The sequence below is a fragment of the Cupriavidus sp. CuC1 genome, from assembly GCF_044627735.1.
Lineage (GTDB): Bacteria > Pseudomonadota > Gammaproteobacteria > Burkholderiales > Burkholderiaceae > Cupriavidus > Cupriavidus ulmosensis.
In genome coordinates, this window is record NZ_JBIUHC010000269.1 from 1 (window position 1) to 7,889 (window position 7,889).

Consider the following 7,889-nt stretch of genomic DNA (forward strand, 5'->3'; position numbering starts at 1 on the left):
CCGTACAGCCGCGACAGCAGCTAGAAGCGCTAAAACATCGCCCACTCACGCTATTCTGCATCAGCAGCTAGAAGCATGAAAACCCCGCCCACAGCAGACACCCCCGCGTTAGCGGGCTAGACAGAATGTATTGACCTGCCGCACCTCAAGCGGCAGGTCAATACATTCTGTCTAGAATGAAGGCGCCCAGTCCTCACGGGAGATCCCATGCATCTCGAAGGTTCCTGCCATTGCGGTGCGGTCAGCTTCAGCCTGGAGTCCGACTCGCCCTATCCGTTCATGCATTGCCACTGCTCGATCTGCCGCAAGACGGCGGGCGGCGGTGGCTATGCCATCAACCTCGGCGGTGACGCCGCCACGCTGAAGGTTCGCGGCCAAAAGCACATCGGCATCTATCACGCGGTAATGCGCGAGCCGGGCAAGCGCGCGCGCCGCTCGCCGGCCGAGCGGCATTTCTGCCTGAAGTGCGGCAGTGCGCTATGGCTCTGGGATCCGCGCTGGCCGGAGCTGGTGCATCCGCAGGCGTGCGCCATCGATACGCCGCTGCCCAAGCCGCCGGAGGTGGTGGAAGCCGCGCTGGATTTTGCCGCGCCCTGGGTCGATGTGCCCAAGGGGCGGGGCCACGTGCATTGCGCCACCTGGCCGTCCGAGTCCCTGGCGCAGTGGCACAAGCGCCTTGGCCTTCAAGGTTAGCCGCGTGCCAGCATGATGCCCGCGGTGGCGATCAGGCACAGGGCAAACGCGGCGCGCATCCGCCGCTCCGGCATGCGGTGGGCGAGCGCCACACCCCACGAGATGGTCAGCATGCCGCCCAGGGAGAGCGGGATGCCGCTGGCCCAGTCGACATGGCCGGCGTGGGCATAGGTGGCCAGCGCCACCACCGCGCCGGGCGTGACCAGTGCCAGCGCCAAGCCTTGCGCCGCCGCCTGCCGGAACCCGAACAGCCCGACCAGGGCAGGCGCCGCCACCACGCCGCCGCCCACGCTGAAAAAGCCCGAGAACGCGCCGCCGACCACGCCCAGCGCCGGAATCCAGCGCGGTGACAGGCGGGCCTGCTGCGCCGTGGCGGCGCGCCCGGGCAGCAGTCGCCAGAGGAAATAGAGCGCCAGGCCAATCATGAAGCAGGCAAAGATGCGGCGCAGCAACACGGCGTCGATGGCGGTGGCCAGGCGCGCCGAGGCATAAGTCGCCAGTACCGCCGACAGCCCGAGGACGACGGCCGTGCGCAGCGCGATGTCGGCGCGCCGGCGGTATTGCCAGAAGCCGATCAGCACATTGGGCGCGATCATCACCAGGGCGGTGCCCTGCGCCAGCTGCTGGTCCATGCCATAGAGCAGGCCCAGCGCGGGAATGGCAATCAGCCCGCCGCCGATGCCGAACAGCCCGCCCACGGCGCCCAGCGCGCTGCCCAGGCCAAAGATCAACAGGGCGGACAGCAAAGACGGCAGCAGGGAATGGTCAGGCATGGAATACGGGAGACGTCTCTAACGGCAACGACGTGCATGCGGGGTGAGTGATAACGCCCGAGGCCGGCATTGGGCAGGGGCAAAAGGCGCGAAGCGCGTAATGATACGTGTGGCTTTGGCAGCCCGCCTGCGGGCCGCTTCGTTTTGTCATGAAAGCAACTGTTTGTCAGGGTTTTCCCTCGAAACGGGGGCGTTCGAGGGGTTTTCACCAAATTTGTTGGCTGCGTGAAAGGCATTTGTAATGCGGTTCGGTTTGAATGCGCTCGTGAGATCGTTCGCCGTTGCCGGATACCGGCATGTACACGTCGGGTTCCAAGGAGATGCGTGAATATTCGCTGACTCGGTGCACCGATCGGCGGGCATGGTCGTTTACCGCACTCTTAAGTCGAACCCGAGCCAGATTGATCGTGCCTTTTTCCATTCCTCGTTTTCTGCTGCTAAGCCTCCTCGGTGTCCTCGCAGGCGCTGCCGCGGCGGGCTCGAATGTGCCGCAAAGCACACCCTTGCCGATGGACGGCCCCTGCGTGGCGCCGCCGTCCAAAGCTGTCGTGACTCTCGCCCAGGTGCGGGTGGATGCCGTACGCTGCAACCGCGACATCATCGCGGCGCGGCGCAATGTGGAAGCCAGCCAGGCCGATATCCAGATTGCGTCGCAGCGGCCCAACCCCGTGCTCAGCCTGGGCGTGGCCAATATCAACCCGCATGCAGGCTTCAACTCGGGCGGCCCGCGCAGCAAGACGGTGGATTCCACCCTGCGCGTGGACCAGGTGATCGAGACCGCCAACAAGGGCGGCTTGCGCGTGGATACGGCGCAAGCCGCCAGCCGCGCCGCCGGTGAAGTGCTGCAGGCGGTGATCACCCAGCAGGCGAGCCTGGTGGACCAGGCATTCTATGAGGCACTGGTGAGCCAGGAACGGGTTGCCGTGCTCAATGAGACGCTGGCGCTCTACGGCCGCACCCAGCAGGCCAATGATGCCCGCCTGAAGGCGGGCGACGTGTCGCGCGCCGATGTGGCCAAGCTGCAGCTCGATGTGCTGCGTGCGCAAGCCGACCTGCGCAGCGCCATGGCCGACCATGCCAGCGACAAGGCCGCGCTGGCGCAAGCCATCGGCGTGCCCGGCACGCTGGCCGACAACCGCCTGACGCCCGACTGGCCCGCCCTGGACGTGCCGGTGCCCGAACCCGACGCCGACACCGTGCAGCGCCGCCCGGACGTGGCCGCGGCCGAAGCCCGCCTGGCCGCCGCCGCCAGCGCGCGCGACCTGGCCCGCGCCGGGCGCGTGCCGGATGTCACCGTGGGCGCGCAGGCCGAGCACTATCCCGCTTCCGCCGCCAACCAGAACGGCAACGGCAACAGCTTCGGCGTGTTCGTGTCGATCCCGCTCTACGTGCGCCACAGCTTTGGCGGCGAAGCCCGCCGCGCCGAGGTCGATTACTACGCCGCGCTGGATGAGCGCAACCGTGTGCTGCTCGAGGCGCAAAATGAGCTGGAGCGCTCGCGCAACCAGCTCGAAGCCGCGCGCCTGTCGCTCAAGCAGATGGTGGAAGGCGTGGTGCCGACCGCCGAGAGCGTCGCCGGCAGCGCCGAGTTTGCCTACTCCAAGGGCGCCAGCAGCGTGCTGGAGCTGCTCGATGCGCGCCGGGCCTTGCGCCAGACGCGCCTGGATGCGGTCAACGCGCAAGGCGATTTCGCCAAATCCCTGTCGGCTTACCGCGCCGCCCTGCAGTCCTCACCCAATTCCCAGGCTCGCCCCGATGTACCGCGTCCTTAATTCCGTGTCTGCTCCGATGTCCGTCCCGATGACTGCTACGCCTTCGATGTCCCCCGTACGTGCCACGGCCCGCCATGGCGTCGCCGCCCGGCTGGTCGCGTTTTCGCTGGTCGCGCTGGCGCTCGCCGCCTGCGGCAAGAAGGAAGCCCCGCCCCCCAGCGACGAACCCAAGGTCAGCGGCAACACCGTTGAATTCCCGGCCACCGTGCGGACCCTGCCCGGCATCGTGGGCGAGACCGTCAAGAGCGGCGGCGAGCGCATGCTGAGCTTGCCGGGCCGCCTGGTCTGGAACGAAGACCGCACCGTGCGCGTGTCGACGCCGTTCGCCGGGCGCGTGACCGAGGTGCTGGTGCAGCCGGGGACCAACGTCAAGGCAGGGCAGGCGCTGGCCATGCTGACCTCGACCGATTTCGGCGTGGCCCAGGCCGACGCCCGCAAGGCCGCGGCCGACGCCGCCTATGCCGGCAAGGCGCTGGCCCGCCAGCGCGAGCTGTACGGTGCCGGCGTCGTGGCGCAAAAGGACCTGGAGCAGACCCAGGCCGATGCCGCCCGGGCCAATGCCGACCTGCAGCGCACCCAGGCAGCCTTGCGCCAGTACGGCGCCGGCGCGCAGGGCGAGGGCGCGAGCAACCGCTTTGCCTTGCGCACGCCGATCGACGGCCTGGTGGTGGAGCGCAATATCAATAACGGCATGGAGCTGCGCCCTGACCAGCCGCCCACCGCGCCGCTGTTCCTGGTGACCGATCCCGGCGAACTGTGGGCGCAGGTCGACGCGGCCGAGGCCGACATCGCCCTGTTCAAGCCCGGCGTGACCGTCCAACTGGTCTCGGCCGCCTATCCCGGCGAGACCTTCGCCGGCAAGGTGATCAAGGTGGCCGATTACGTGGATCCTGCCGCGCGCAGCATCAAGGTGCGCTTGTCCGTGTCCAACCAGGATCGTCGCCTGAAGGCGGAGATGTTCGTCACCGCCAAGCTGCAGGCCGCCTCCTTCCAGGGCATCGCGGTGCCGTCCAAGGCCGTGTTCCTGGCCGAGAACCACCACTTTGTGTTCGTGCGCACGGCGCAGAACCGCTTCGAGCGCAAGCAGATCAAGCTGGGCGTGTCGCTGCCCGGCATGGCCGAGGCGGTGGAAGGGCTCAAGGATGGCGACGTGGTGGTGACCGACGGCAACCTGTACCTGCAGGACATCCTGCGAGACGCCACCGCGGTCAACGCGGCGCGCGCGAGCGAAGCCAGCAGCGCCAGCGCGAAGCAGTGAGGAAGACCGCCACATGATTTCGCGCATCGTCCATTTTGCCCTGCACCAGAAGCTGTTCGTCTGGCTCGGCCTTGCCATCTTCATCGGGGGTGGCCTTGCGGCCTTCAAGAACCTGCCGATCGAAGCCTTCCCGGATGTCTCCGACATCCAGGTCAACGTCATTACGCTGTACCCGGGCCGCGCTGCCGAGGAAGTCGAGCGCCAGGTCACGATCCCGATCGAGACCGCGCTGGCCGGCACGCCGAACTCCGTGCGGGTGTTCTCGCACACCCAGTTCGGCCTGTCCTTCCTGATGGTCACCTTCAATGACAAGGCCACCGACGTGGTGGCCCGCCAGCAGGTGATCGAGCGCCTGCGCGGGGTGGACCTGCCCGACGGCGTGCAGCCGGAGCTGGCGCCGCTGTCCACCGCCATCGGCGAGATCTTCCGCTTTCGCCTGACCGGCAAGGGCTACAGCGCGCAGGAACTGCGCACGCTGCAGGACTGGGTGGTGGAGAAGAACCTGCGCCAGGTCCCGGGCGTGGCCGACCTTGTCACCATTGGCGGCACCATCAAGCAGTACGAGGTGAACCCCAACCTGGCGAAGATGCGCGACGCCAAGATCTCGCTCGCGCAACTCTTTACCGCCCTGCAGCGCGCCAACTCCAACGCCGGCGGCGGCGCCGTGGCCAACGGGCGCCAGCAATTCCTGCTGCGCTCGCTGGGCAGCTTCCGTACCTCGGCCGATATCGCCGATGTGGTGGTGTCGGAAGTCAATGGCACGCCGATCCTGGTCAAGGACATTGCCGAGATCCGGACCGGCTCCGCGCCGCCCCAGGGCCTGATGGGCCAGGACGACGAGGACGATATCGTCTCGGGCATCGTGGTGATGCGCAAGGGCGAAAACCCCTCGCTGGTGCTGGAAGCGCTCAAGAAGAGGATCGACCTGCTGGACAGCTCGATCCTGCCCAAGGGCGTGAAGATCGTGCCCTACTACGACCGCTCCACGCTGATCGACAAGACCCTGCATACGGTATTCGGCAACCTGGTCGAGGGCGCGTTGCTGGTGATGGCCGTGCTGTACCTGTTCCTGGCCAATGTGCGCGCCGCGGCCATCGTGGCGATCGTGATTCCGCTGGCGCTGCTGTCCACGTTCATCGGCCTGACCTGGGTGGGCATTCCCGCCAACCTGCTGTCGCTGGGCGCGATGGACTTCGGCATCATCGTGGACGGCGCGGTGATCGTGGTGGAGAACATCTTCAAGCGGCTGGGCGAGCTGAAGGAAGCCCAGATCAAGGACAGCCGCGCGCGCATGCACGCCATCCTGCAGGCCACCACCGAAGTGGGCCGCCCGACCGTGTTCTCGATGATCATCATCATCGCCGCGCACATCCCGATCTTTACGCTGCAGCGCCACGAGGGCAAGATCTTCGCGCCCATGGCCTATACCGTGACGGGTGCGCTGGTCGGCTCGCTGATCATCTCGCTGACGCTGGTGCCGCTGCTGTGCCATCTGCTGCTGACCAAGAACATCGCGCATGAAGACAACTTCATGGTGCGCCATAGCAAGCGCCTCTACGAGCCGATGCTGGCCTGGGCGCTGGACCACAAGCGCACCGTGGTGGGCATCGCCCTTGGCCTTCTGGTGGCAACGGTTGGCGTGGGCAAGTTCCTTGGCAGCGAGTTCCTGCCGGAGCTGGATGAAGGCTCGATGTGGGTCAGCTTCGACCTGCCCGCTTCAGTGTCCCTCGACGAAGCGCGCGACCAGGCTCGCCGCCTGCGTGGCGTGATTCGCAAGACTCCCGAGGTCAATACCACCATCTCCAAGGTGGGCCGCCCGGATGACGGCACCGATCCCAAGCTGATCAACACCGTTGAAATCCTGGTCGACCTGAAGAACGACAAGCAATGGCGCGCGGGCTACGACAAGCGCAAGATCATCAACGAGATCAACGCCAACCTGCGCCAGCTGCCCGGCATCGAGCCTAATTTCTCGCAGCCGGTGCGCGACAACATTCTTGAGAGCATCTCCCAGATCAAGGGCCAGATCGTGATCAAGGTGCAGAGCGACAGCTTGCAGCAGAACAAGCGCGTGGCCGACCAGATCCTCGCCAACGTGCAATCGGTCCAGGGCGTGATGCGCGCCTTTATCGACCGTGACGGCGAGCTGCCGCAGTACGTGCTGGACTTCGACCGCGCCCAGGCCGCCCGCTACGGCATCAACGTGGGAGACGTGCAGGACCTGATGGAGACCGCGCTGGCCGGCAAGGCAGCCACCGAGCTGTGGGAGGGCGAGAAGCACTTCAGCGTGGCGGTGCGCCTCAAGCCTAACGAGCGCCAGCTGCCAAACCTGCCGAATATCTTCTTGCAGACGGCGGACGGCGCACAGGTGCCGCTGTCGCAACTGGTGCACTTCCGCGCGGCTTCCGGCGCAATGAACATCAGCCGCGAGAACGGGCAGCGCACCACGTCCATCGGCATCTTCATCCATGACCGCGACATGGGCAGCGTGGTGAAGGACATGCAGGCGCTGGTGGCCAAGAACGTCAAGGCCGACGACGTCAAGATCAGCTGGTCGGGCGAGTTCGAGAACCAGGAACGCGCCATGGCGCGGCTGTCGATCGTGGTGCCGCTGTCGGTGCTGGTGATCTTCCTGCTGCTGTTCAATGCCTTCAAGTCGTTCAAGAGCGCGACCCTGATCATCTCGAACATTCCGTTCGCGCTGATCGGCGGTGTGTTCGCGCTGTTCATCACCGGCATTCCGCTGTCGGTGTCGGCTGCGATCGGTTTTATCGCGCTGTTCGGCCAGGCCGTGCTCAACGGCGTGGTGATGGTGACCTACTTCAACCAGCTGCGCGACGAAGGCATGCCGGTGCGCCAGGCCGTGCTGACCGGCTCGATGGACCGCCTGCGCACGGTGCTGATGACCGCGCTGCTGGCCATGCTGGGCCTGTTCCCGATGGCCATCTCGCGCGCCATCGGCTCGGAAACGCAGCGCCCGCTCGCCATCGTCATCATCGGCGGCCTGATCACCGCCACCATGCTGACGCTGATCGTGCTGCCCACGCTGTACGAGTGGATGGTCGGCCGCAACTGGCCGGATGAAGAGAACGGCAATGCAGACGAGAACCGGCTGTCGGAGTCGATGCCGGCCTGATCGTCCTGCCGCTGACAAAGTTGGAATTACGCGGGTGGTCCCCCCTCTCCCGCATGGCGGGAGGGCTGGGGGAGAGGGCGGGCGCTGGTTACGCCTGCGTGCTGGACAACACCACGGGCTTCGCTTCAAGTGGCTCCTAGCTAAGCCACCCCTCTCCCCGGCCCTCTCCCCCTGAGGGGCCTGAGGTTTGCCCACAAATCGGCGTCCTCGATAAGGCAGTGCTACTTGTAAACACAATCTGACGGTGTTAACTTCAG

Annotated in this window: 5 protein-coding genes; 4 read left to right on the forward strand and 1 reads right to left on the reverse strand. The window is 66.3% G+C overall.

Features of this window, described 5'->3' with window-relative positions:
* Positions 1-207: 207 nt before the first annotated feature.
* Positions 208-693 (forward strand): GFA family protein, encoded by a 486-nt coding sequence (locus tag ACGLHR_RS49620; protein ID WP_318238484.1) that lies wholly within the window; start codon positions 208-210, stop codon positions 691-693.
* Here the strand turns inward: ACGLHR_RS49620 and ACGLHR_RS49625 are convergent.
* Complete coding sequence (locus tag ACGLHR_RS49625) at positions 690-1,466, reverse strand: sulfite exporter TauE/SafE family protein (RefSeq protein WP_400103226.1); 777 nt, start codon at positions 1,464-1,466, stop codon at positions 690-692. The two genes, ACGLHR_RS49620 and ACGLHR_RS49625, sit on opposite strands and share 4 nt — an antisense overlap.
* Positions 1,467-1,975: 509 nt before the next feature.
* Here ACGLHR_RS49625 and ACGLHR_RS49630 point away from each other — a divergent pair.
* The 3 genes from ACGLHR_RS49630 to ACGLHR_RS49640 are packed head-to-tail and all read left to right on the forward strand — an operon-like array spanning position 1,976 to position 7,632.
* Positions 1,976-3,238, forward strand: a complete 1,263-nt coding sequence (locus tag ACGLHR_RS49630; protein WP_400103228.1) for a TolC family protein — start codon at positions 1,976-1,978, stop codon at positions 3,236-3,238.
* Between the two features lie 46 nt (positions 3,239-3,284).
* Positions 3,285-4,496, forward strand: coding sequence for an efflux RND transporter periplasmic adaptor subunit (locus tag ACGLHR_RS49635; protein ID WP_400103230.1), 1,212 nt, complete (start codon positions 3,285-3,287; stop codon positions 4,494-4,496).
* Positions 4,497-4,509: 13 nt separating this feature from the next.
* Positions 4,510-7,632, forward strand: a complete 3,123-nt coding sequence (locus ACGLHR_RS49640; RefSeq protein ID WP_400103232.1) for an efflux RND transporter permease subunit — start codon at positions 4,510-4,512, stop codon at positions 7,630-7,632.
* Positions 7,633-7,889: the final 257 nt, after the last annotated feature.